The 22,164-nt window shown below is 67.0% G+C and carries 21 protein-coding genes and 2 riboswitches; of the genes, 14 read left to right on the plus strand and 7 right to left on the minus strand.

Annotated elements, in window-relative coordinates:
- Positions 1-2 precede the first annotated feature (2 nt).
- Genes mltG through ACI766_RS10115 form a run of 5 tightly spaced genes read left to right on the plus strand, consistent with a single transcriptional unit; the run spans position 3 to position 3,873 of the window.
- The gene (gene mltG, locus ACI766_RS10095) at positions 3-1,052 is read left to right on the plus strand and encodes an endolytic transglycosylase MltG (RefSeq protein WP_003104128.1); all 1,050 of its coding nucleotides are present in this window, start codon (positions 3-5) and stop codon (positions 1,050-1,052) included.
- Positions 1,053-1,080: 28 nt separating this feature from the next.
- A complete protein-coding gene (tmk, locus tag ACI766_RS10100) occupies positions 1,081-1,713 on the plus strand; it encodes a dTMP kinase (RefSeq protein ID WP_003091125.1) in 633 nt (210 codons plus the stop codon).
- A complete protein-coding gene (locus ACI766_RS10105) occupies positions 1,706-2,692 on the plus strand; it encodes a DNA polymerase III subunit delta' (RefSeq protein WP_003104126.1) in 987 nt (328 codons plus the stop codon). Before tmk ends, ACI766_RS10105 begins: the two co-directional genes overlap by 8 nt.
- Before the next feature lie 33 nt (positions 2,693-2,725).
- On the plus strand, positions 2,726-3,082 hold the full coding sequence (locus ACI766_RS10110; protein ID WP_003091119.1) for a PilZ domain-containing protein: 357 nt from the start codon (positions 2,726-2,728) through the stop codon (positions 3,080-3,082).
- Positions 3,083-3,096: 14 nt separating this feature from the next.
- The gene (locus ACI766_RS10115; protein WP_003091117.1) at positions 3,097-3,873 is read left to right on the plus strand and encodes a TatD family hydrolase; all 777 of its coding nucleotides are present in this window, start codon (positions 3,097-3,099) and stop codon (positions 3,871-3,873) included.
- A gap of 225 nt (positions 3,874-4,098) precedes the next feature.
- Here the strand turns inward: ACI766_RS10115 and ACI766_RS10120 are convergent, their stop codons facing one another.
- Positions 4,099-5,232 (minus strand): aminotransferase class V-fold PLP-dependent enzyme, encoded by a 1,134-nt coding sequence (locus ACI766_RS10120; protein ID WP_003104119.1) that lies wholly within the window; start codon positions 5,230-5,232, stop codon positions 4,099-4,101.
- Positions 5,233-5,317: 85 nt separating this feature from the next.
- On the opposite strand from ACI766_RS10120, the gene ACI766_RS10125 reads away from it, so the two are divergent.
- From ACI766_RS10125 to ACI766_RS10140, 4 genes are all read left to right on the plus strand, one after another.
- Complete coding sequence (locus ACI766_RS10125) at positions 5,318-5,956, plus strand: TetR/AcrR family transcriptional regulator (RefSeq protein ID WP_003091114.1); 639 nt, start codon at positions 5,318-5,320, stop codon at positions 5,954-5,956.
- 166 nt (positions 5,957-6,122) lie between these two features.
- The gene (locus ACI766_RS10130) at positions 6,123-7,019 is read left to right on the plus strand and encodes a radical SAM protein (RefSeq protein ID WP_023087170.1); all 897 of its coding nucleotides are present in this window, start codon (positions 6,123-6,125) and stop codon (positions 7,017-7,019) included.
- 64 nt (positions 7,020-7,083) lie between these two features.
- Positions 7,084-7,716 carry a DUF4823 domain-containing protein gene (locus ACI766_RS10135; protein ID WP_023087171.1) on the plus strand — a complete coding sequence of 211 codons (633 nt, stop codon included), beginning with the start codon at positions 7,084-7,086 and terminating at the stop codon, positions 7,714-7,716.
- Complete coding sequence (locus tag ACI766_RS10140) at positions 7,709-8,278, plus strand: DUF1285 domain-containing protein (protein WP_004350889.1); 570 nt, start codon at positions 7,709-7,711, stop codon at positions 8,276-8,278. The genes ACI766_RS10135 and ACI766_RS10140 overlap by 8 nt, the downstream gene beginning before the upstream one ends.
- Before the next feature lie 48 nt (positions 8,279-8,326).
- On the opposite strand, the gene ACI766_RS10145 is transcribed toward ACI766_RS10140, so the two are convergent.
- Positions 8,327-9,982, minus strand: a complete 1,656-nt coding sequence (locus ACI766_RS10145) for an electron transfer flavoprotein-ubiquinone oxidoreductase (protein ID WP_003102932.1) — start codon at positions 9,980-9,982, stop codon at positions 8,327-8,329.
- 320 nt (positions 9,983-10,302) lie between these two features.
- On the opposite strand from ACI766_RS10145, the gene ACI766_RS10150 reads away from it, so the two are divergent.
- From ACI766_RS10150 to fabV, 3 genes are all read left to right on the plus strand, one after another.
- Entirely contained in the window at positions 10,303-11,052 is a 750-nt protein-coding gene (locus ACI766_RS10150; RefSeq protein ID WP_003091107.1) for an electron transfer flavoprotein subunit beta/FixA family protein, read from the plus strand.
- Positions 11,052-11,981 (plus strand): electron transfer flavoprotein subunit alpha/FixB family protein, encoded by a 930-nt coding sequence (locus ACI766_RS10155; protein ID WP_003091099.1) that lies wholly within the window; start codon positions 11,052-11,054, stop codon positions 11,979-11,981. Before ACI766_RS10150 ends, ACI766_RS10155 begins: the two co-directional genes overlap by 1 nt.
- Before the next feature lie 184 nt (positions 11,982-12,165).
- Entirely contained in the window at positions 12,166-13,362 is a 1,197-nt protein-coding gene (gene fabV, locus ACI766_RS10160) for an enoyl-ACP reductase FabV (RefSeq protein WP_003102929.1), read from the plus strand.
- A 72-nt stretch (positions 13,363-13,434) separates the two neighbouring features.
- On the opposite strand, the gene ACI766_RS10165 is transcribed toward fabV, so the two are convergent.
- From ACI766_RS10165 to ACI766_RS10185, 5 genes are all read right to left on the minus strand, one after another.
- Complete coding sequence (locus tag ACI766_RS10165; RefSeq protein WP_003091085.1) at positions 13,435-14,382, minus strand: alpha/beta fold hydrolase; 948 nt, start codon at positions 14,380-14,382, stop codon at positions 13,435-13,437.
- A gap of 128 nt (positions 14,383-14,510) precedes the next feature.
- Entirely contained in the window at positions 14,511-15,263 is a 753-nt protein-coding gene (cobM, locus tag ACI766_RS10170; protein ID WP_003102926.1) for a precorrin-4 C(11)-methyltransferase, read from the minus strand.
- On the minus strand, positions 15,260-15,688 hold the full coding sequence (locus ACI766_RS10175; RefSeq protein ID WP_016562082.1) for a cobalamin biosynthesis protein: 429 nt from the start codon (positions 15,686-15,688) through the stop codon (positions 15,260-15,262). The genes cobM and ACI766_RS10175 overlap by 4 nt, the downstream gene beginning before the upstream one ends.
- A 72-nt stretch (positions 15,689-15,760) precedes the next feature.
- Positions 15,761-16,462 (minus strand): CbtA family protein, encoded by a 702-nt coding sequence (locus ACI766_RS10180; RefSeq protein ID WP_003091061.1) that lies wholly within the window; start codon positions 16,460-16,462, stop codon positions 15,761-15,763.
- A 17-nt stretch (positions 16,463-16,479) separates the two neighbouring features.
- Positions 16,480-16,662 carry a CbtB domain-containing protein gene (locus tag ACI766_RS10185; RefSeq protein WP_003091059.1) on the minus strand — a complete coding sequence of 61 codons (183 nt, stop codon included), beginning with the start codon at positions 16,660-16,662 and terminating at the stop codon, positions 16,480-16,482.
- Between the two features lie 101 nt (positions 16,663-16,763).
- A riboswitch (cobalamin riboswitch) is annotated at positions 16,764-16,914 on the minus strand.
- A gap of 58 nt (positions 16,915-16,972) precedes the next feature.
- A riboswitch (cobalamin riboswitch) is annotated at positions 16,973-17,164 on the plus strand.
- A 120-nt stretch (positions 17,165-17,284) separates the two neighbouring features.
- Here ACI766_RS10185 and cobW point away from each other — a divergent pair.
- The gene (gene cobW / locus ACI766_RS10190; protein ID WP_003102922.1) at positions 17,285-18,337 is read left to right on the plus strand and encodes a cobalamin biosynthesis protein CobW; all 1,053 of its coding nucleotides are present in this window, start codon (positions 17,285-17,287) and stop codon (positions 18,335-18,337) included.
- Positions 18,338-18,412: 75 nt separating this feature from the next.
- On the plus strand, positions 18,413-22,159 hold the full coding sequence (cobN, locus tag ACI766_RS10195) for a cobaltochelatase subunit CobN (RefSeq protein ID WP_023115238.1): 3,747 nt from the start codon (positions 18,413-18,415) through the stop codon (positions 22,157-22,159).
- The last annotated feature ends 5 nt before the right edge of the window (positions 22,160-22,164 follow it).

Raw genomic sequence — 22,164 nt, forward strand, 5'->3', positions numbered from 1 at the left:
TGATGCGCAAACTGCTGGTGCTGCTGGAGAGTGGCCTGTTGTTCGTTGGCCTCTGCGTCGGCCTGGCTGCATGGCAGCAGCAGCGGGCGCTGGAGCAGCCCCTGCAATTGACCGAGGAGCGCCTGCTGGACGTTTCCTCGGGCTCCACGCCGGGCGGCATGCTCGCGCGTCTGGAGCAGGAAAAGGTGCTCCATGGCGCGTTCTGGCTGCGCCTCTACTGGCGTTTCAACCTGCCGGGCCAGGCCCTGCACAGCGGCGAATACCGCCTCTTGCCGGGGATGAAGGGCGCCGACCTGCTGGAACTCTGGCGTGAAGGCGAGGTGGTGCAGTACAGCCTGACCCTGGTCGAGGGCTGGAGTTTCCGCCAGGTGCGCGAAGCGCTCGCCAGGCAGGGCAAGCTGGAGCAGACCCTGGCCGGCCTGAGCGACGGCGAGATCATGCAACGCCTCGGCAAGCCCGACGAAGTGGCCGAAGGGCGCTTCTTCCCCGATACCTACCGCTACACCCGTGGCATGCGCGACATCGACATACTGCGCAAGGCCTACCAGCGCATGCAGACCATCCTCGCCAAGGAATGGGATGGCCGCAGCCAGGACCTGCCTTATCGCGACGCCTACCAGGCGCTGATCATGGCCTCGCTGGTGGAAAAGGAAACCGGCGTGCCGGAAGAGCGTTCGCAGATCGCCGGCGTCTTCGTCCGCCGCCTGCAGCGCGGCATGCTGTTGCAGACCGATCCGACGGTGATCTATGGCATGGGCGAGCGCTACAACGGCAAGATCACCCGCGCCGACCTGCGCGAACCGACCCCTTACAATACCTATGTGGTGCCGGGCATGCCGCCGACCCCGATCGCCCTGGCCGGGCGCGAGGCGATTCGCGCCGCGCTGCATCCGGCCGAGGGTGAGACCCTGTATTTCGTGGCGCGCGGCGATGGCAGCCATGTGTTCTCCAGCAGCCTGGACGAACACAACAAGGCGGTCCGCGAGTACCAGTTGAAGCGTCGCTCGGACTATCGCTCCAGCCCCGCGCCCATCACCCCGCCGCCACAATGAGCGGCGCAGCCAAGATAAGGAGTGCCGTGTGACCGGCCTGTTCGTCACCCTGGAGGGCCCGGAAGGGGCCGGCAAGAGCACCAACCGCGACTACCTGGCCGAGCGCCTGCGCGAGCGCGGCATCGAGGTGCAGTTGACCCGCGAGCCTGGCGGCACGCCTCTCGCCGAGCGCATCCGTGAACTGCTGCTGGCGCCCAGCGACGAGCCGATGGCCGCCGATACCGAGCTGTTGCTGATGTTCGCCGCGCGGGCCCAGCATCTCGCCGGGGTCATCCGCCCGGCGCTGGCGCGCGGGGCCGTGGTGCTCTGCGATCGCTTCACCGATGCCACCTATGCCTACCAGGGCGGCGGGCGCGGTTTGCCGGAGGCGCGCATCGCCGCGCTGGAAAGCTTCGTCCAGGGCGACCTGCGGCCCGACCTCACGCTGGTCTTCGACCTGCCGGTGGAAATCGGCCTGGCGCGGGCGGCGGCGCGTGGCCGGCTCGACCGTTTCGAGCAGGAGGACCGACGCTTCTTCGAGGCCGTGCGTCAGACCTACCTGCAGCGCGCCGCGCAGGCCCCGGAGCGTTACCAGGTGCTCGATGCCGGGTTGCCGCTGGCCGAGGTGCAGGCTGGCCTGGATCGGCTGCTGCCGAATCTGCTGGAGCGTCTGAATGGCTGATATCTATCCCTGGCAGCAGGCGCTCTGGAGCCAACTGGGCGGCCGCGCCCAGCACGCCCACGCCTATCTGCTCTACGGTCCCGCCGGGATCGGCAAGCGTGCCCTGGCCGAGCATTGGGCCGCCCAACTGCTCTGCCAGCGGCCTGCCGCCGCTGGCGCATGCGGCGAGTGCAAGGCCTGCCAGTTGCTGGCCGCCGGTACCCATCCGGACTACTTCGTGCTGGAGCCGGAGGAGGCGGAGAAACCGATCCGGGTCGACCAGGTCCGCGACCTGGTTGGCTTCGTGGTGCAGACCGCGCAACTGGGCGGGCGCAAGGTCGTGTTGCTCGAACCCGCCGAGGCGATGAACGTGAACGCCGCCAACGCCCTGTTGAAAAGCCTTGAAGAGCCGTCGGGCGATACCGTGCTGCTGCTGATCAGCCACCAGCCCAGCCGCCTGTTGCCGACCATCAAGAGCCGCTGCGTGCAGCAGGCCTGCCCTTTGCCGGGCGCGGCGGCGAGTCTGGAATGGCTGGCGCGGGCCCTGCCCGACGAGCCGGCCGAGGCCCTGGAGGAACTGTTGGCGCTTTCCGGCGGCTCGCCGCTCACCGCCCAGCGCCTGCACGGCCAGGGCGTGCGCGAGCAGCGCGCGCAGGTGGTCGAGGGGGTGAAGAAGCTGCTCAAGCAGCAGATCGCCGCCAGCCCACTGGCCGAAAGCTGGAACAGCGTGCCGTTGCCATTGCTCTTCGACTGGTTCTGCGACTGGACGCTGGGCATCCTGCGCTACCAGTTGACCCACGACGAGGAGGGGCTGGGGTTGGCCGACATGCGCAAGGTGATCCAGTACCTGGGCGACAAATCCGGGCAGGCCAAGGTGCTGGCCATGCAGGACTGGCTGCTGCAACAGCGGCAGAAAGTGTTGAACAAGGCCAACCTCAACCGTGTCCTGCTTCTCGAAGCCCTGCTGGTGCAGTGGGCAAGCCTGCCCGGGCCGGGCTAGAATCCCGCTGATATTCGACTGGCAGGAACCTGCATGAGTTTGCCACCCAATCTGGGGCCGCGTAACGGCATCCTGTCCTTGACCATCAAGGACAAGTCCGTGCTGTACGCCGCCTACATGCCGTTCATCAGGAACGGCGGGCTGTTCATTCCCACCAACAAGAACTACAAGCTCGGCGACGAAGTCTTCATGCTGCTCAACCTGATGGAAGAGCCGGAGAAGATCCCGGTGGCCGGCAAGGTCGTCTGGATCACCCCGAAGGGCGCCCAGGGCAACCGTGCGGCTGGCATCGGCGTGCAGTTCAACGACGGTGACAACACCGCCCGCAACAAGATCGAAACCTACCTGGCCGGGGCGCTGAAGTCGGACCGGCCGACCCACACGATGTAACGCTAGACAGGATCATGCTGGTCGATTCCCACTGCCACCTCGATCGCCTCGACCTGGCCGCCCATGGCGGCTCGCTCGATGCGGCGCTGGATGCCGCGCGAGCGCGTGGCGTCGGTCAATTCCTCTGCATCGGCGTCAGCGCCGACAATGCCCAGGCGGTGAAGGCCCTGGCCGAGCGCTATGCCGACGTGCACTGTTCGGTGGGCGTGCACCCGCTGGACCTGGAGCCCGGAAGCGCGCCAGCGCTGGACTGGCTGCTGGGCGAACTGGCGCATCCGCGGGTGGTGGCGATCGGCGAGACCGGCCTCGACTACCACTACGAACCGGAAGCCGCCGAGTTGCAGCAGGAGGCGTTTCGCCTGCACCTGGAAGCCGCGCGGATCACCGCCAAGCCAGTGATCGTGCACACCCGCGAGGCGCGCGCCGATACGCTGGCGCTGCTGCGCGAGGCGGCGTTGCCGCAGGCCGGCGTGCTGCATTGCTTCACCGAGGACTGGGAGATGGCGCGATCGGCGCTGGACCTGGGCTTCTACATTTCCCTGTCCGGCATCGTCACCTTCCGCAATGCCGATGCCCTGCGCGAGGTGGCTCGCCAGGTACCAGCCGACCGGCTGCTGGTGGAGACCGACTCGCCCTACCTGGCGCCGATTCCCCATCGCGGCAAGCCGAACCTGCCGGAATACGTGCGCGATGTCGCCGAATTCCTCGCGACGTTGCGTGGCGTCAGCCTGGAAACCCTGGCGGAGCAGACTACCGCCAATTTCCATCGGCTGTTTCCGTTGGCCCGCTAGGCCGGCGCACGGATAAAAAAAACCCGGGTTCTGGGGGATGAATCCGGGTCAAGACCATTAGGAGTGGAACAAAGGTACGCATTCCTCGGTACCTTCACTGGCTGGGTACTTGGGGGGAGATACCGCGCGCCAGTACCTTTCAGTATTGGTCATGTTCGTGGGGCGTCCAGACAGGGCTGGCGGTTTTTTAAACAGATTTGGAATACCCTTGCCGTCCTTGAGTACCTAGGTGCCTGCGACCTGGCGCAAGATCGCCAGGGTATCGTCGATCACCGTCGAACTCGTGTAGAAGTGCGGGGAAAAACGGATACCTCCGCCACGCTGGGCACAAATGACCCGTTCCTGGCGAAGCGTTTCGAAGAGTGTCCGATTGTCCTGGCCGTCCAGGCTGAAGGTCAGGATGCCCGCGCGTCGGCTCGGGTTCCGCGGGCTGTGCAGGCGTACCCCGGGAATTCCCGACAGACCGTCCTGTAGCCACTGGACGCGCTCGGCGATGTCTCTGCCGACCCGCTCCATGCCGACCTCCTCCAACAGCCCCAGGCTGGCCTCCAGGGCCATCGCGCCGAGCATGTTCGGGCTGCCGCATTCGAAGCGCCGGGCGCTGCGCGCCGGCTGCCAGTCGCGACGCTCGTAATCGAGGGCATGTTCCAGCATGTGCCAGCCATATTCGTGCAGCGCCAGGCGCTCGCGCTGCTCGGGATGGCAATAGAAGACGCCCAGCCCTTCGGGGCCGAGCATCCACTTGTGCCCATCGGCCATGGCGAAGGCACAATCGTAGGCCTGTACGTCGAAGGGCAGGGCGCCGAGCTGCTGGATCGCGTCGATGCAGAACAGCACCCCGCGGCGGCGACATCCCGCGCCGATGCGCTCCAGGTCAAGGCGCAGGCCGCTGGCGTACTGCACCGCGCTGATCGACAGCAGGCGGGTGCGCGGGCCGCAGGCGGCGAGCAGGGCGCTCTCGGGATCGTCGCCGGCGAGACCGACCTCGACCACTTCGACGCCGCGCGGGCGCAAGGCTTCCCAGACCACTCTATTGGAGGGGAACTCCTCGTTGCCGATGACGACCTGGTCGCCCTCTCGCCAATCCAGGCCGAAGGCTACGAAGGAAAGCGCCTCGGAGGTGTTCTTGACCAGGGCGAGGTCGCTGCCGGCGCGCGCATTGAGCAGTCGGGCAAGGCGCTCGCGCAGGCGATGTTCTATCTTCAGCCATTCCGGATAGTCGCTGGCGCCGTGGGCGACGTTCTCCCGGGCGAAGGCGCTCACCGCGTCGGCGGCGCGTCTAGGCCAGGGTGCGACCGCTGCGTGGTTGAGGTAGCGCAGACCGTTGGTCTGGTCGAATTCGTCCTGGTAACAATTCATCGTCGGATGTTCCGTGCATTTTCGTGCTGAATAGGCATAATACGCGGCTTCGATTTTTGACTCATTTTGACCTGACAGTCTTTTTATGCAGAAAGAGCCTCGCAAAGTTCGTGAATTTCGTCGCCGTGAACAGGAGATTCTCGATACCGCCCTCAAGCTGTTCCTCGAACAGGGGGAAGACAGCGTAACGGTCGAGATGATCGCGGATGCCGTCGGCATCGGCAAAGGCACGATCTACAAGCACTTCAAGTCCAAGGCGGAGATCTACCTGCGCCTGATGCTGGACTACGAGCGCGATCTCGCCGCCCTGTTCCATTCCGAAGACGTAGCCCGCGACAAGGAGGCCCTGTCGCGCGCCTACTTCGAGTTCCGCATGCGCGATCCGCAGCGCTACCGCCTGTTCGACCGCCTGGAAGAGAAGGTGGTGAAGACCAGCCAGGTGCCGGAGATGGTCGAGGAGCTGCACAAGATCCGCGCCTCCAACTTCGAACGCCTGACCCAACTGATCAAGGAGCGTATCGCCGACGGCAAGCTGGAGAACGTTCCGCCGTACTTCCATTATTGCGCTGCCTGGGCGTTGGTGCATGGCGCCGTGGCGCTGTACCACTCGCCGTTCTGGCGCGAGGTGCTGGAAGACCAGGAAGGTTTCTTCCACTTCCTGATGGATATCGGCGTGCGCATGGGCAACAAGCGCAAGCGCGAAGGCGACGCTCCCAGCGCCTGATACCTGTGGTGCCGGGACGCAGTCACTGCGCCCCGCGCACTCTTTGCCGGCAGGGATATACTCGTCGCCCATCGATCCGCCGGCGGGACGTCGGCTGCCCATTTCCGGCGAATCCGCCGGTGGCACCGTCCCGGTGGCGGCTCCACGTTCGTTCAGGAGTTCTCCGATGAGTGTCCGTGAATTCCCCATCCACTACATCGAACCGGTGTTCCGGCCCCCGAGCGAGGCGCATTCGCTGATCCTCCCGGTGACCAATGGCTGTTCCTGGAACAAATGCGGCTTTTGCGAGATGTATACCCAGCCGCAAAAGAAATTTCGCGCCCGCGACGAGAACGAGGTACTGGAGGAGATCCGCCGCTGCGGCGAGCGCCTGATCGTCAAGCGGGTGTTTCTCGCCGATGGCGACGCCCTGGTATTGCCGACCCGCCGGCTGCTCGCGGTGCTGCAGGCGATTCGCGAGCACTTGCCGGAGGTGGAGCGGGTATCCAGCTACTGCCTGCCGCGCAACCTGCGCAGGAAGTCGGTCGACGAGTTGCGCGAACTGGCCGACGCCGGGCTGCGAATGGCCTATGTCGGCGCCGAGTCCGGCGACGACGAAGTGCTGGCGCGGGTCAACAAGGGCGAGACCTATTCCTCTACCCTGGATGCGCTGGAAAAGCTTGGCGAGGCGGGGATCAGTCGTTCGGTGATGATCCTCAACGGTCTGGGCGGAATGACCCTGAGCGCGCAGCACGCGGACAACTCCGCGCGCCTGATGAACGCCGCCCAGCCGGAGTACCTGTCGACCCTGGTGGTGAGTTTCCCTACCGGCGAGCAGCGTTTCCGTGCTGGCTTCGCCGATTTCGAGGCGCTGGATCGGCGTGCCCTGTTCGTCGAGGTCGAACGCCTGTTGCAGGGTTTGGAGCTCGAAGACACGGTATTTCGCAGCGACCACGCTTCCAACTATCTGGTGCTCAAGGGCGAACTGGGTGCCGACAAGGCGCGCCTGCTGGCCGAGGTCCGCCAGGCCATCGAGCAGCCGCAGCACGCTGCCCTGCGCCAGGAGTGGCAGCGTGGCCCGTGATGGCGCGGAAGCTGCATCGGCTCGTCATTCGCCGGTTTTCCGACGCCGGCAGGGGAGATGACCGATGTCGCACCTGTTCCGTATCGCCCTGGCGATGCTCCTCCTGGGCAGCCTGTCCGCCTGCATGAAGCCCAGCGACCTGGCCGACGGCGCCGACTACTACCTGCGCGACGCCGGGGTGCTCGATCACAGCGCCAGCCAGCGCAGCAACAACCGGCGGATCCAGGCCGACTCCTTCATCTACATCGGCCAGGGCCCGTTCGTGCCGCCGGGCTACCGGTACGCGCGGCCGAACGTGGTGGCCGAGCAGGCCTTCGAAGGTTTCGTCGAGTATTTCCCGCTGGTGCGCCGCGCCAAGGCGCCGCTCGGTCTGGACGACGCGATGCGCGAGGCGCGTGCCGCCGGCGCTCACTACCTGCTGTACTGCCGTTTCGCCCGGGGCGACAACAGGATCGGCAACTGGGAGGAGTGGGAAGACGAAGAGGAACTCGGCCGGGTCGGGCGCGATCGCAGTGTCATCCAGGTCATGCTGATCGAGACCAGCACCCGTTTCCTGGTGGACAGCGCGACCATCCGCAGCCGCGGCGGTTTCCTGACGTTCTACGACGCCACCCCGGAAGACCTGCTGCGTCCCCCGCTGGAGCAATACGCCCAGGAATTGCTGGGCCTGAACAGTCGAGGAACAGGCTATGAGTGATACCGGCAAGGCCAACGACCTGCTGGCGCAGATCCCCAGGGGCGAAAAGAAGGGCCTGCCGCCCGTGCACCTGTGGAATCCGCCGTTCTGCGGCGACATCGACATGCGCATAGCCCGCGACGGCACCTGGTTCTACCTGGGCACGCCGATCGGACGCAAGCCGATGGTGAAGCTGTTCTCCAGCATCATTCGCCGCGACGGCGACGACTATTTCCTGGTGACTCCGGTGGAAAAGGTCGGTATCCGCGTCGACGATGCGCCCTTCGTCGCGGTGACCCTGCAGGTGCAGGGCGAGGGCGGAGCGCAGGTACTGCGCTTCGCCACCAACGTCGAGGACGAGGTCGAGGCGGACGCCGGGCATCCGCTGCGCGTCGAGATCGACCCCCGCACCCAGGAACCCACGCCCTACCTGCGGGTGCGCGACAACCTCGAGGCGCTGGTGCATCGCAACGTGTTCTACCAGCTGGTCGAGCTGGCGGTGCCGCGCCGGATCGACGGCATCGAATGGCTCGGCGTCTGGAGCCACGGCGAGTTCTTTCCCCTCGGCCCGCAGCCGGACTGACAGGCGCAGCATGAAAAAAGGCTCCCGAGGGAGCCTTTTTCGTTTGCCTTACATGTTGGGGTAGTTCGGCCCGCCGGTACCTTCCGGCGCCACCCAGGTGATGTTCTGCGCCGGGTCCTTGATGTCGCAGGTCTTGCAGTGCACGCAGTTCTGCGCGTTGATCTGGAAGCGCTTGCTGCCGTCGTCGTTGGCCACCACTTCGTACACGCCTGCCGGGCAGTAGCGCTGGGCCGGCTCGTCGTAGAGCGGCAGGTTCTTCTCGATCGGAATGCTCGCATCGGCCAGCTTGAGGTGGATCGGCTGGTCTTCCTCGTGGTTGGTATTGGAGAGGAACACCGAGGACAGCTTGTCGAAGCTGAGCTTGCCGTCCGGCTTCGGGTAGTCGATCTTCGGCGCTTCGCTGGCCTTTTTCAGGCAGGCGTAGTCCGGCTTGTCGTCATGCAGGGTGACGGGGATCTTGCCGCCGAAGATGTTCTGGTCGATGAAGTTGAACGCGCCGCCGCCGATAGCGCCGAACTTGTGGATGGCCGCGCCGAAGTTGCGGCTGCGGAACAGTTCGTCGTACAACCAGCTGGCCTTGAACGCATCGACGTAGCTGGACAGCTCGTCGCCGCCTTCGCGGCCGGCGGCCAGGGCCTCGGCGATCGCGTCGGCGGCGAGCATGCCGGACTTCATCGCGGTGTGGCTGCCCTTGATCTTGGCGAAGTTCAGGGTGCCGAGGTCACAACCGATCAGCGCGCCGCCGGGGAAGACCATCTTCGGCAGCGAATTCAGGCCGCCCTTGCAGATGGCCCGGGCGCCGTAGGCCACGCGCTTGCCGCCTTCCAGGTACTGCTTGACCACCGGGTGGTGCTTGTAGCGCTGGAACTCGTCGAACGGCGACAGGTGCGGGTTGCTGTAGGACAGGTCGATGATCAGGCCGACGAACACCTGGTTGTTCTCCAGGTGGTAGAGGAACGAGCCGCCGGTATTTTCGTCGTTCAGCGGCCAGCCGGCGGTATGGACCACCAGGCCGGGCTTGTGCTTGGACGGGTCGATGTCCCAGATTTCCTTGATGCCGATACCGTAGTGCTGGGCATCGGCCTCGCTGTCCAGGTTGTATTTCTTGATCAGTTGCTTGCCGATGTGCCCGCGGCAGCCTTCGGCGAACAGGGTGTACTTGGCCCGCAGCTCCATGCCGGGGGTGTAGTAGCCTTCTTTCGGGTTGCCTTCGCGGTCGACGCCGAGGTCGCCGGTGACGATGCCGCGGACCACGCCGTTCTCGTCGATCAGCGCTTCCTGGGCGGCGAAGCCCGGATAGATCTCCACGCCCAGTCCTTCGGCCTGCTGGGCCAGCCAGCGGCAGAGGTTGCCCAGGGAGATGATATAGTTGCCCTCGTTGTGCATGGTCTTGGGCACGAAGAAGTTGGGCACCTTGGTAGCGCTCTCGGCGCTCTTCAGGACGTAGATGTCGTCGCCGGTCACCGGGGTATTGAGCGGCGCGCCGAGTTCCTTCCAGTCGGGGAACAGCTCGTTCAGCGCGCGCGGCTCGAACACCGCGCCGGAGAGGATGTGGGCGCCCACTTCGGAACCCTTCTCGACCACGCAGACGCTGATCTCTTGACCGGCTTCGGCGGCCTTCTGCTTCAGTCGGCATGCGGCGGACAGACCGGCGGGGCCGGCGCCGACGATGACGACGTCGAATTCCATGTATTCGCGTTCCACTATCGATCTCCTACTCAAGGCTCACGGTATCTGTTTATTGGTGGCTGAGATCTTTCCCTGATCAGAGCGGGCGCATTATATATAGCTGCATGGGCAGGTCCAATACAAACGTTTGTTTGAATTCTTTGGAAGCCTGATAGAATCGGCATTCGAGGGGGGGAAACCACCCTTTTGCCGTATTGACCGAAAAGGGTGATCCGGTCAAGATACGGGCGGTTTTGCGGTCGCTGTCTAGCAGAGTGTCGGTTTCCGGCCGGCGAGCATCACCGGCCAGGCCTGTCTGGCGACATCCTTATTCACCGGAGAATAACGAGGAATCCATGAAGGTTCTTGTAGCAGTCAAACGAGTGGTCGACTACAACGTCAAGGTCCGCGTCAAGGCGGACAACTCCGGCGTCGACCTCGCCAACGTCAAGATGTCCATGAACCCCTTCTGCGAAATCGCCGTGGAAGAAGCCGTGCGCCTGAAAGAGAAGGGCGTGGCTACCGAGATCGTCGCTGTCTCCGTCGGCCCGACCGCCGCCCAGGAGCAACTGCGCACCGCGCTGGCGCTGGGCGCTGACCGTGCGATCCTGGTGGAGAGCAACGACGAGCTGAACTCCCTGGCCGTGGCCAAGCTGCTCAAGGCCGTGGTCGACAAGGAGCAGCCGCAGCTGGTGATCCTCGGCAAGCAGGCCATCGACAGCGACAACAACCAGACCGGCCAGATGCTCGCCGCGCTGACCGGCTACGCCCAGGGCACCTTCGCCTCCAAGGTCGAGGTCGCTGGCGACAAGGTCAACGTGACCCGCGAGATCGATGGCGGTCTGCAGACCGTCGCGCTGAACCTGCCGGCCATCGTCACCACCGACCTGCGCCTGAACGAGCCGCGCTACGCGTCGCTGCCGAACATCATGAAAGCCAAGAAGAAGCCGCTGGACGTGGTGACCCCGGACGCCCTGGGCGTTTCCACCGCTTCCACCGTGAAGACCCTGAAGGTCGAGGCGCCGGCTGCACGCTCCGCTGGCATCAAGGTCAAGTCCGTGGCTGAACTGGTAGAGAAACTGAAGAACGAGGCGAAGGTAATCTAATGGCTATCCTGGTTATCGCTGAGCACAACAACGCGGCCCTGGCGGCTGCCACCCTGAACACCGTTGCCGCTGCCAAGGCCATTGGCGGCGACATCCACGTGCTGGTCGCCGGACAGAACGTTGCCGCCGTGGCCGAAGCCGCCGCCAAGGTCGAGGGCGTCTCCAAGGTGCTGGTCGCCGACAACGCCGCCTACGCCCACCAACTGCCGGAAAACGTCGCACCGCTGATCGCCGAGCTGGGCAAGAACTACAGCCACGTGCTGGCCCCGGCTACCACCAACGGCAAGAACTTCCTGCCGCGCGTCGCCGCGCTGCTGGACGTCGACCAGATCTCCGAGATCGTCGAAGTGGTCAGCCCCGACACCTTCAAGCGTCCGATCTACGCCGGTAACGCCATCGCTACCGTGCAGTCCTCGGCTGCGGTCAAGGTGATCACCGTGCGTACCACCGGCTTCGACGCCGTCGCCGCCGAAGGCGGTTCGGCTGCCGTCGAGCAGGTTTCCGGCCCGGCCGATGCCGGCAAGTCCGCCTTCGTCGGCGAAGAGCTGGCCAAGTCCGACCGTCCGGAACTGACCGCTGCCAAGATCGTGGTCTCCGGCGGCCGCGGCATGCAGAACGGCGACAACTTCAAGATCCTCTACGCCCTGGCCGACAAGCTGGGTGCCGCAGTCGGCGCTTCCCGCGCCGCGGTCGACGCCGGTTTCGTGCCGAACGACATGCAGGTCGGCCAGACCGGCAAGATCGTCGCCCCGCAGCTGTACATCGCGGTGGGTATCTCCGGTGCCATCCAGCACCTGGCGGGCATGAAGGACTCGAAGGTGATCGTCGCGATCAACAAGGACGAAGAGGCGCCGATCTTCCAGGTCGCCGACTACGGCCTGGTCGCCGACCTGTTCGACGCCGTACCGGAGCTGGAAAAGGCCGTCTGAGCCCGATTCCAAGCCGACAAGACCCGCTCCCCGGAGCGGGTTTTTTTATGTCCGGGCTGCGACGCGTGACCCTTTGGTCACGATTCCTGCCTTCGGTCCGCCCAAGCGGAGGTGTCTCATTTACAATGCGCGACGTCTCTAGCTCCTGAATGTGCTTTTCCGGCATCTAGCAACCGAGGTTTTCATGATCATCAAACCGCGCGTGCGTGGCTTCATCTGCGTCACTACCCATCCGGCAGGCTGCGAGGCCAACGTCAAGCAACAGATCGACTACGTCGAGGCCAAGGGCCCCGTCGTCAACGGACCGAAGAAGGTCCTGGTCATCGGTTCCTCCACCGGCTATGGCCTGGCTGCCCGCATCACCGCCGCGTTCGGTTCCGGCGCCGATACCCTCGGGGTGTTCTTCGAGCGTCCGGGCAGCGAGAGCAAGCCGGGCACCGCCGGCTGGTACAACTCGGCGGCCTTCGAGAAGTTCGCCCACGAGAAAGGCCTGTATGCCCGCAGCATCAATGGCGACGCTTTCTCCGACGAGGTGAAGCGGCTGACCATCGAGACCATCAAGCGCGATCTCGGCAAGGTCGACCTGGTGGTCTACAGCCTGGCCGCGCCGCGCCGTACCCATCCGAAGAGCGGCGAAGTGTTCTCCTCGACCCTCAAGCCGATCGGCAAGTCGGTCAGCTTCCGTGGCCTGGACACCGACAAGGAAGTGATCAAGGACGTGGTCCTGGAGGCGGCCAGCGACCAGGAGGTCGCCGATACCGTTGCGGTGATGGGCGGCGAGGACTGGCAGATGTGGATCGACGCGCTGCTGGAGGCCGACGTGCTGGCCGACGGCGCGAAGACCACCGCGTTCACCTACCTGGGCGAGAAGATCACCCACGACATCTACTGGAACGGTTCCATCGGCGCGGCCAAGAAGGATCTCGACCAGAAGGTCCTCGGTATCCGCGACAAGCTCGCCCCGCTGGGCGGCGACGCGCGCGTGTCGGTGCTCAAGGCGGTGGTGACCCAGGCCAGCTCGGCGATCCCGATGATGCCGCTGTACCTGTCGCTGCTGTTCAAGGTGATGAAGGAGCAGGGCACCCACGAAGGTTGCATCGAGCAGGTCGACGGCCTGTACCGGGAGAGCCTGTACGGCGCCGAGCCGCGCCTCGACGAGGAAGGCCGCCTGCGTGCCGACTACAAGGAACTGCAGCCGGAAGTGCAGTCCCGTGTCGAGGAGCTGTGGGACAAGGTAACCAACGAGAACCTTTACGAGTTGACCGACTTCGCCGGCTACAAGAGCGAGTTCCTCAACCTGTTCGGTTTCGAGGTCGCTGGGGTCGACTACGAGCAGGACGTCAACCCGGACGTGCAGATCGCCAACCTGATCCAGGCCTGAGGCCTGTATCCGAGCCGTCCTCGCGACGGCTCCCGCTCCCCCGAACCGGCGCCCAGGCGCCGGTTCGCGTTTTCAGCGACCGGCCACCTGGGCGTTCCGTACGCCGTCGAGGAAGGCCTGGTAGTGCTGCGCGGTTTCCTCCGGGCGTTCGACCATCGGCACGTGTCCGCAGTTTTCCATGATCACCACGCTGGGCCGCTTCAGCAGCGGACGCATCACCTCGATGCTGGAGACGTCCAGCACGCGGTCGCGGTCGCCCCATAGCAGCAGGGTCGGTGCCTCGATCTTCGGCAGTTCCGGCTCCAGCGGGATGTAGCGCTGGCGCAGTTGTTCGAATATCTGCGCGTTGAACGCCGACGCGGCTACCGCGCGCTCGCCGAGGTAGCGCTTGAGCGGCGCCGGCAGCGGCGGTTGCTGGACGAACACGAAGTCGAGCAGCTTCTGGAAGTCTTCCGGCTGGCGCACCACCAGGGGATTCTCGCCGCGCTCCAGATCCTCGAACAGTTCGCTCTTGCGCGCCGGCATCACCCCGGCGTTGTCGATCAGCGCCAGCGATAGCACCTGTTCCGGATGGCGCGCCGCGTAGAGCGCGGCGATGTGCCCGCCCATGGAGTTGCCGGCCAGGTGCAGGCGGCGCACGCCGATGGCGGCGGCGAAATTGGCGACTCGCTCGGCCTGGGTGCCGACGTCGTAGCTGGCCTGTTGCGGCTTGCTGCTGTCGCCGAAGCCGGGCAGGTCGAGGGCGACCACATGGTAGCGCTCGGTCAGCGGCCGGGCGAAGCGCAGCCAGTTGTCCTTGTCGGCGCCGAAGCCGTGGATCAGCAACAGGGTCGGGTTCTTCTCCGAGCCACCTTCCAGGTAGGCGATCTCCAGGTTGTCGACCTGCACGCTGTGCTCGCTGAGACCGGCGAGACCGCGCTCGACGGTGCGTACGCTGGCGAGGAGGGTAGCCGGGACGAAGTAGAGGACGCCGGCGGCGACCGCCAGCAGCAGAACCAGACCGAGGAGGAATCGTTTCATGGGTGTCCGAAGGCTTCAGGAAAAAAGGGGCCAGCGCTGAACGCTAGCCGTGCCGGCCCGCTGTCGCAAGCCTTGTGACGAGTCTAGGCGTGCTGCCGGTGGTCGGCGCCGAACCTAAGGACGGCGGTTCATTCGCCGGGTCGATAGAGATGTCGATGCTCGGCGCGGTACAGCGAAGAGTCGGCGAAGCCTTCGGCGGCCAGCACCTCGCCGACCAGGATCAGCGCGGTGCGGCGGAAATTCCTGGCGGCGACCTTGGGCAGGATGTCGCCGAGGGTGCCGCGAACCTGTTCCTGGTCGGGCCAACTGGCCCGGTGGATCACCGCGACCGGGCAGTCGGCGCCGTAGTGCGGCAGCAGTTCCTCGACGATCTTCGCCAGGTGGGCGACGCCCAGGTGGATCGCCAGGGTCGCCCGGTGCCGCGCCAGGTCGCCCAGGCTCTCGCCTTCCGGCATCTTCGTGCGTGCGGCGTAGCGGGTCAGGATCAGCGTCTGGGACACTTCGGGCAGGGTCAGCTCGCAGCCGAGCAGGGCGGCGCAGGCGGCGGTGGCGGTGACCCCGGGGACGATCTCATAGGGGATGCCGAGTTCGCGCAGGTGGCGGATCTGCTCGCCGATGGCGCCGTACAGGGAGGGATCGCCGGAATGCACGCGGGCTACGTCGAGGCCGCGGCGATGGGCTTGCGCGAGTAGCTCGACGATCTGTTCGAGGTCCAGCTCGGCGGTGTTCACCACCTGGCCGGCCTGGTGCCCCTCGAGCAGCGCTTGCGGAACCAGCGAGCCGGCGTAGAGGATCACCGGGCACTGGCGGATCAGGCGCTGCCCCTTGACGGTGATCAGGTCGGGGTCGCCGGGACCGGCGCCGATGAAATAGACGGTCATGGGAGTTCTCGTTCGGTGAGAAGACGTGCCAGGGCGATGCTCGCCCGATCGTCGCTGCGTTTCGCCCCGAGCAGATCGGCGCGACCGCCACCCAGGCGTTCGGCCAGGGCCAGGGCGGCGGCCTCGGCGACGCTGGAGCAGCCGGTTTCGCGCAGCGCGACGGCGGAGGGGCTGAGCAGGCGCGGCTCGTAGTCGTGCAGGACGGCGGGTGCGAGGAAATGCACGGGGCGTTCGAGCAGCGTGGCCAGTTGCCGCAGGCCGGGTTCGTCGCGTTTGCCGTCGATGCTGGTGAGGGCGTCCAGCTCGGCCAGGCTGCGCCCGTATTCGCCCAGCGTTCGCTCCAGCAGCGCGCGCAGATGCTCGGCGCTACAGCCTCGGCGGCAGCCGATGCCGGCGATCAGCAGGCTGGGGATGGGCAGGGGCATGCGCGCACCGGAGGAAATGGAAGGAGAGGCACTATGGACCCGCGACCGGCAAGGGTCGCGGGTGGCAGGCGGTCAGGCGTCGACGCCGCCCCGGTTGCGCCGGAACAGCCAGGCAGCGGCCAGGCCGAGGGCGGCCCAGAACAGCGCATTGCTGACCAGCGAGGCGACCACGAAACGCTGGGCCAGGGCTTCCGGCGCCAGGCTGGCATGGACCTCGGGCTGCGGCGCGCCGAACAGGTGCGGCAGCGCCAGCAGGACGGCGCCGACCAGCTTCAGCGGCCAGTTGCCGCCGAACACCAGCAGGGCCAGGCCCACCGCGGTGGCGGCGGCGGTGGCGATCCACCAGTACTGGCGTTGCACCAGGTCGGCCGCGGCGGTACCCGGCAGCTCCGGCGGCAGGCCCAGCGACGGCGCCAGGCAGAACACCGCGTAGCCGGCCAGGCCCCAGAGCAGGCCCTGCCAGGTCTGGCCCGGCGCGCGCAGGGTGAAGAGGCCGGCGAGCATCAGGGCGAAGCCGACCGCCACCACCAGGTTGCCGCCGGTGGTGGAGAGGGTACGCTGCCAGCCGTCCTCCGGCTCCCAGGCCTCCTCGTCGTGGACATGGGCGGCGACGCCGGGGGCGTGTTCGTGGGGCTGGGCCGCGACCGGCTCGCTCTTCTCGTAGGTCTCCGCCTCGAGGATCAGCGGGGTGACCCAGAGAATCTGCAGCAGGGTCAGCAGCAGGGCGGCGAGCAGGCCGGCGAAGCCGGCGGTCTGGGCGATGCGCTTGATCATCCTGGTTCCCTCGCGACTCAGTGGCAGGGGAAGCCGGAGCTGTGCCGGGTATCGTGGGCGGCGTTGTGTACCGCGTCGATGTGCGAGAAACCGGCGAAATAGACCAGCAGCGCGCCGAGCAGGCCGGCGCCGATGGCCAGGCTCAGTCGCTTCGACAGGGAGGTGGTGGAGCTGGCGTGCGCCAGGGTGCTGCTGGACATGGTGCGTTCCCTCTGGATTGGCATGGGCGTGGCAGAGGAGTACGCACGAGGAACAGGCCCGGACGGCCCGCTTCACGCTTGCGCCCGCCCACCGCGGGTGAATCAAACGAAAGGTTCCAGGCCGGTCTCCGGGCTCGCGCGCGATGCGCTTACCGTTGCGGGGGCAGCGCCGGACTGGCTCGGAGAGCGTCACCGGCTTCCCGTTTCACCTCGTGCGCGCCGGCACGAGACACCTGGGACAACCCGCCTAGGACAGCATGAAGGACCGCCGGGCGTCAACCGGCCCGATTGACCCTGGCCCGCGCACTGCGTAGCCTTGCCGGTTCGAGGTTCCTCGCCGGCGACGGCGGGGCTAAGAGGGAACGCGGTCGATGCCGCGGCTGCCCCCGCAACTGTGAACGGCGATCGTTCCCCAATGCCACTGCGTGACGCGGGAAGGCGGGGAACCGGCGGAGACGCCAGACCGTGAGCCAGGAGACCTGCCTCGTCGATCCCGTGGCGCGATGCCCGGGGACAAGACTTCCATACAACCGGGCGGGGTGATCCGGTGGCGAATCCGTTGCGCGGCCCCTGCGTCCGCGCCACTCGTCCGCATGCCCGCCGAGCTGAACAAGGGCTGCCCATGAAAACCCTGGCGAAACTCCCCGTCACCATCGTCACCGGCTTCCTCGGCGCCGGCAAGACCACCTTGCTCCGGCACATGCTGGACAACGCCGAAGGCCGGCGCATCGCGGTGATCGTCAACGAGTTCGGCGAACTCGGCATCGACGGCGAGATCCTCAAGCAATGTTCCATCGGCTGCAGCGAAGAAGAGGCGCAGGGCCGCGTTTTCGAGCTGGCCAACGGTTGCCTGTGCTGCACCGTGCAGGAAGAGTTCTTCCCGGTGATGCGCGAGCTGGTGGCGCGCCGCGGCGACCTTGACCAGATCCTCATCGAGACCAGCGGCCTGGCCCTGCCCAAGCCGCTGGTGCAGGCTTTCCAGTGGCCGGAAATCCGCAACGCCTGCACGGTCGACGCGGTGATCACCGTGGTCGACAGCCCGGCGGTGGCGGCCGGTACCTTCGCCGCCCATCCCGAGCAGGTGGACCAGCAACGCCGCCAGGACCCCAACCTCGACCATGAATCGCCGCTGCACGAACTGTTCGAGGACCAGTTGGCCAGTGCCGACCTGGTGATCCTGAACAAGGCCGACCAGCTCGACGCCGAGGCCCTGGCGCGGGTCCGCGCGGAGATCGCCGGGGAGCTGCCGGCGGCGGTGAAGATCGTCGAGGCGAGCCGGGGCGAGCTGCCGCTGCCGGTCTTGCTGGGACTCAACGCCGAGGCCGAGCTGCACATCGACGGCCGGCCGACCCACCACGACCACGAAGGCCACGAGGACCACGACCACGACGAGTTCGACTCCTTCCACGTCGATCTCCCCGAGGTGGAGGAAGCTGCGCTGCTCGAGGCCCTCGGCGAGCTGGTGGAGCGTCACGACATACTTCGCATCAAGGGTTTCGCCGCCATTCCGGGCAAGCCCATGCGCCTGTTGGTACAGGGCGTCGGCAAGCGCTTCGACAGGCATTTCGACCGCAAGTGGCTGGCCGACGAAGTCCGCAGCACCCGGCTGGTGGTGATCGGCCAGGAGCTGGACCAGGCCGCCATTGCCAACCAGCTGCGCACAGCGCTTGCCTGATCCGTGATCCCCGGCCGGGGCCGGCGATGGCGATTCGCCGGCCCCAGCTTCTTGCGTCCTACCGGTAGAACGTCCATGCACCTGTTGCGCACCCAACCCGGCGGCTTCGTTCCCGACGACGGCATCGCCCACCTGGCCCAGACTCCCGCCGAGCTGGTGATCCTCTGCAGCGGCGATTCGCACCTCGCATTGCTGGCCGAGGCCGCCCGTGCGCTGCCGGACGACTACCCGAGCCTGCGCCTGGCCAACCCCATGCAGTTGCAGAACCACGCCTCGGTGGACCTCTACGTCGAGGAAGTGCTGCGGCACGCGCGGGTGATCCTGCTTTCGCTGCACGGCGGCATCGGCTACTGGCGCTACGGCGTGGAGCAACTGGTGGCGCTGGCCGAGCGCGGCGCGCTGCTGATCCCGGTGCCCGGCGACGACCGCCCCGACCCGGAGCTGAGCGCCCTCGGCAACCTGCCGGCGGAGCAGGCCGAGCGCTTCTGGCAATACTTGCGCCAGGGCGGCCTGGAGAACGCCGGGCAGTTCTACCGCTGCCTGGCCAGCCAGTGCCTCGGCCGCGGCTACGCCTGGCGCGAACCGCAGGCGCTGCCGCGGGTGGCACTGTTCCATCCACGGCATGCCGAGGCGACCCTGGAACACTGGCGTGCCGACTGGCAGGCCGGGCGTCCGGTGGTCGCGTTGCTGTTCTATCGCACCCACCTGCAGGCAGCCAACACCGCCTTCATCGCACGCTTCTGCGAACGCCTCGCGGCGCAGGGGCTCAACCCGTTGCCGATCGCGCTGGCCAGCCTCAAGGAAAGCGCCTGCCTGGCGCAGGTGGAAGACTGGCTGGAGCGCAGCGACGCCGCGCTGATCGTCAATACCACCGGTTTCGCCCAGTCCAATCCGGAGGCGCCCGAGTTGCGTCCGTTCCGTCGCGACGTGCCGGTATTGCAGGCGATCTGCTCGCTGGACAACCGCCCGCTCTGGCTGGACAACCCGCAAGGCCTGGGGCCGCGCGACCTGGCCATGCACGTGGCGCTGCCGGAGCTGGACGGGCGCATCGTCACCCGGCCGATCAGTTTCAAGGGCCTGGCCTGGCGCAGCGAACGCAGCGAGAGCGACGTGGTCTGCTATCTCGCCGACGACGAGCGCATGGATTTCGTCGCCGAACTGGCGCGGCGCTGGGCCGAGCTGGCGCGCAAGCCAAACGCGGAAAAACGGGTGGCGCTGGTGCTGGCCAACTACCCGACCCGCGATGGCCGGATCGGCAACGGCGTCGGCCTGGACACCCCGGCGGCGGCGCTGAACATCCTTCGTGCCCTGCGCCAGCAGGGCTATCCGGTCGACGGACTGCCCGCCAGCGGAACCGAGCTGATCCGCCAGTTGCTCGGCGGCGTCAGCAACGACCTGGAGCATCTCGACCTACGGCCCTGCGCCCAGAGCCTGGCGCTGGACGACTACCTGGCCTGCTTCGCACGCCTGCCGGAGCGCAATCGCCAGGCGGTGCTGGCGCGCTGGGGCGAGCCGCAACAGGACCCGATGTTCCGCGACGGACGGATGATGGTCGCCGGCCTGCGCTATGGCCTGACCTTCGTCGGCATCCAGCCGGCGCGCGGCTATCAGCTCGATCCGGCGGCGGTCTACCACGATCCCGACCTGGTGCCGCCGCACGGCTACCTGGCGTTCTACTTCTGGCTGCGCCACGCCTACCGCGCCGATGCCCTGCTGCACGTCGGCAAGCACGGTAACCTGGAATGGCTGCCGGGCAAGGGAGTCGGCCTGTCCGCCGAATGCTGGCCGGACGCGTTGCTCGGTCCGCTGCCGAACATCTATCCGTTCATCGTCAACGATCCGGGGGAGGGCGCCCAGGCCAAGCGCCGCACCCAGGCGGTGATCATCGACCACCTGATGCCGCCGCTGACCCGCGCCGAGAGCTACGGCCCGCTGCGCGACCTGGAGCGCCTGGCCGACGAGTTCTACGATGCCTCGCTGCTCGACCCACGCCGCGCCGAACAGTTGCGCGGCGAGATTCTCGTCCTCCTGCGCGACAACCGTCTCGACCGCGAGATCGGCTTGCAGCTCAGCGACGATCCGGACAGCTGGCTGCCGCAGCTGGACGCCTATCTCTGCGACCTGAAGGAGTCGCAGATCCGCGACGGCCTGCATGTGTTCGGCGAGTCGCCGAGCGGGCGATTGCGCCTGGATACCCTGCTGGCGCTGCTGCGGGTTCCGCGCGGCGATGGCAAGGGCGCCAACGCCGGGTTGCTGAAGAGCCTGGCGGACGACCTTGGCCTGGGCTTCGATCCGCTGGCCTGCGACATGGGCGAGGCCTGGCAGGGCGCGCGGCCGGCCTGCCTGGAAGAGCGGGGCGGGGAGCCCTGGCGTACTCTCGGGGATACCCGCGAACGCCTGGAATTGCTGGCGTTGCACTGGATAGAACGCTGCCTGGGCGGCGAATCGCCGCCTGCCACCTGGCGTGCCAGCGGCGAGGTGTTGCGCGGCTTGTGCGAACAGGTGGCACCGACCCTGGACGCCTGTGGCGGGGCCGAGATCGACGGGCTGCTGGCAGCCCTCGAAGGGCGCTTCGTACCGGCCGGTCCGAGCGGCGCGCCGAGTCGCGGGCGACTCGACGTGCTGCCCACCGGACGCAACTTCTTCTCGGTGGACGTGCGCAACCTGCCGACCCCGACCGCCTGGCGCATCGGCTTCCAGTCGGCCAACCTGCTGCTCGAGCGTCACCTGCAGGAACATGGCGATCACCTGCGCCAGCTCGGCCTCTCGGTGTGGGGCACGGCGACCATGCGCACCGGCGGCGACGACATCGCCCAGGCCCTGGCCCTGCTCGGCGTGCGACCGGTCTGGCAGGCCGGCAGCCAGCGCGTCGCCGATTTCGAGATCCTCCCGGTCTCCCTGCTGGACCGCCCGCGGGTCGACGTGACGCTGCGGGTCTCCGGGTTCTTCCGCGACGCCTTCGCCAACCTGATCCGCCTGTTCGATGCGGCGGTGCAGGCGGTCGCCGAGCTGGACGAGGCGGAGGAGCTGAACCCGCTGGCCGCTCGCGTACGCCTGGAGCGCCAGCGCCTCGAGGCGCAGGGCACGGCGCCGGCGGAGGCGCGCCGGCAGGCCGGCTGGCGGATCTTCGGCGCCAAGCCGGGTGCCTACGGCGCCGGCGTGCAGGGCGCAATCGAAGAGCGGCTGTGGGAGACCCGCGCCGACCTTGCCGAGGTCTACCTGAACTGGGGCGGCTACGCCTACGGTGCCGCCGACGACGGCACGCCGGCGCGGGAACGCTTCGCCCAGCGCCTGGAACGCCTGCAGGCGGTGCTGCACAACCAGGACAACCGCGAGCACGACCTGCTCGATTCCAACGACTACTACCAGTTCCAGGGCGGCATGCTGGCGGCGGTGGAAACCCTGCGCGGCGCGCCGGTGGCCAGTTACCACGGCGACCACAGCCAGCCGGACAACCCGCGCATCCGCACGCTCAAGGAAGAGCTCAACCGGGTGGTGCGGGCGCGGGCGGTGAATCCGAAGTGGATCGCCGGGATGAAGCGCCACGGCTACAAGGGCGCCTTCGAACTGGCGGCGACGGTGGACTACCTGTGCGCCTTCGATGCCACCAGCGAGTTGATCGACGACCACCAGTACGCGCTGCTGGCCGACGCCTACCTGCTCGATGCGGAGACCCGCGAGTTCGTCCGCCAGCACAATCCGCAGGCCCTGCGCGACATGGCCGAGCGCCTGGTGGAGGCGCAGCGGCGCGGGCTCTGGCAGGAGCCGGGGGCCTATCGCGAGGCCCTGGAGAACCTGCTGCTGGACGTCGAAGAGGAATAGCGGAG

Origin of the sequence: Pseudomonas sp. DL (assembly GCF_047199225.1) — a bacterium.
GTDB lineage: Bacteria > Pseudomonadota > Gammaproteobacteria > Pseudomonadales > Pseudomonadaceae > Pseudomonas > Pseudomonas aeruginosa.